2 protein-coding genes are annotated in these 1,996 nt (G+C 53.3%); one reads left to right on the top strand and one right to left on the bottom strand.

Going from position 1 to position 1,996, the window contains the following annotated elements; all coding sequences use genetic code 11:
- Positions 1-755 precede the first annotated feature (755 nt).
- Positions 756-1,235 (top strand): MucR family transcriptional regulator, encoded by a 480-nt coding sequence (locus tag QZY01_RS16150; RefSeq protein WP_294539055.1) that lies wholly within the window; start codon positions 756-758, stop codon positions 1,233-1,235.
- A gap of 136 nt (positions 1,236-1,371) precedes the next feature.
- Here QZY01_RS16150 and QZY01_RS16145 read toward each other — a convergent pair whose 3' ends face one another.
- On the bottom strand, positions 1,372-1,734 hold the full coding sequence (locus QZY01_RS16145) for a hypothetical protein (protein ID WP_294539053.1): 363 nt from the start codon (positions 1,732-1,734) through the stop codon (positions 1,372-1,374).
- Positions 1,735-1,996 lie beyond the last annotated feature (262 nt).

Raw genomic sequence — 1,996 nt, 5'->3', positions numbered from 1 at the left:
TCGGCTGATCCTGAAATCTTCTCAAGGCCGCCGATTCGCGTTGGCCTGGTCGGTCTGGCGACGCAAACACCAACTCCAAGCGACCAACGCTCATTACAAACGATACGAATATATGCAACTGTAGTACTAATAGCGTCCGGTCAAAATTCGCCACCAATTCACAATCTTGGTCTTTTTCCGAGAGCGTGGGCTGTGACGAAGGCCTCATAATCACCATTTGGGTTCAGGACAGGCACGAATATAAGCCGAATACGCTCCACCAGACGCCAACCTCTCAAAATTGGCGCCATTTATGTCGTTGCGGAGCAATCGAGACCGCCTGTCGCACGGAGAAAATGGAGGACACGATGTCTAAGGGTCAAATGAAAAGCAATAAAGAGGCGAAGAAGCCGAAGGCTGATCAAGAGCACTCCAAAAAGCACGGCCCATCTGATTATCAACGATCACTGGGAAAAGACGCTCCTACTGACGATCCATTCAAAAAGAAGAGCTGAACGATAAAAAACAGTTCCAGCACCTGATTTGACATGACCATATCCATGCAGCGCACTGCCCGGCAAATTGATGTCCGTGGAACAACACATAGAGTTCGGCATCCATAGCTGCCGGGCTCGCTTCAATTTCAATAGCCGAGCCTAAGCAGGAAATTCAAAAAGATTATGCTTTGGGTTCTTACAGAGCATCCATAATTTGACAATCAACGAATCCCGGCGTTACCTCAAATTATTGAAAATAAAACGAATCGGAGGGCAAACATGTCCGAGAACGACAACACCTCGCTGGTCGCGGAAGTCCTATCTGCCTACCTATCGAACAACACTGTGACTCCGGCTGATCTCAGCTCTGTTATCGAGACCGTCAAATCCGCATTTGGTGTCTCGGTCGGCGCAACTCCCGCTCCTGCTGTTGATGAGCCGAAGAAGTTGGAGCCCGCCGTTTCAATCAAGAAGTCCGTCACCCCGGACGCGATCATTTGCCTCCAGTGCGGCAAACCGTTCAAATCTCTCAAACGCCATCTTCAAACAGGACACGGCCTTTCCCCCAACGAGTATCGCGCGGCTTTTGGGTTGAAATCGGATTATCCGATTGTCGCCCCGAATTATGCGGCTCAGCGTTCCTCTCTGGCGTTGAGCGCGGGGCTTGGTCGAAAGGGCGCTGAAGCGCGTGCTACCAAGAAGGTTGCCGTGAAAAAGCCGGGCGGAAAAAAACCCTCGGCGAAAGCAGCGGCGGAATAAACTCGTCCGATATGCCCTACAAAGAAAGCCGCCCTTCCCGGGATCGGAAAAGCTGTCGCCGGTGCGATCAGTTGCGGGAGCTCAGCAAAGCCTTGGCTGCCACGACGCCAGGCCACCACCCTTACAGAATGTTGCCTCAGCCTCGTATGCCAAAAATAATGTGCGCGATGCGCCGAACTTCATCGAACCGCTTTGCATCCAGATCGTAGGTCACCTCGACGAATTTGTTCTCCGTCCTGGCGATCTCGAAGGCGAGGCGTGTAGGAGTGACCTCGATCAGCCGCAGCCTGAAATGGCCAGCGTAGGTATCGTGATCATGGGTTTCGATATAGCAGACACCGCCGTCATCGTCCTCAAACTGACGCTGGACAAGAAGATAGGGGTGATCGGGCTCCGACAGATCAAAGTCATCTTCGTCGCGGGCCTCGCTATCGAACGAGACCTGGAAGAACTCGCCGCCGGACTCTTCGATAGATACGTGCTTGGCGTGGAGTCTCAATAGGAGGCCTCGTTTCGGTGCGCGTTAATCGAGCCTGATTCGACTCCAATTCCCGCCAGCCTTGTCCTCACACTAACAGCCGCGCCGCGCCGTCGCGCCAAAGGGCCGCGCGGGCGAAATGCGACGGGCTGAGGCTTTTCAAAAATCGGCGCCGTTGCCGTAGAGTTGAAAAACCACTATCTTACCTTCATCTTACCCTGAGGAATTGAAAATGTCAGCCCGCGAGCGTTTGACGACGGTGGTTTCGACGAAGGGCCAGGTT

Origin of the sequence: uncultured Rhodoblastus sp., assembly GCF_903903185.1 — a bacterium.
GTDB lineage: Bacteria > Pseudomonadota > Alphaproteobacteria > Rhizobiales > Beijerinckiaceae > Rhodoblastus.
Note: the sequence above shows the minus strand (reverse complement) of the source record. Positions and strands in the feature narration are given on the sequence as shown.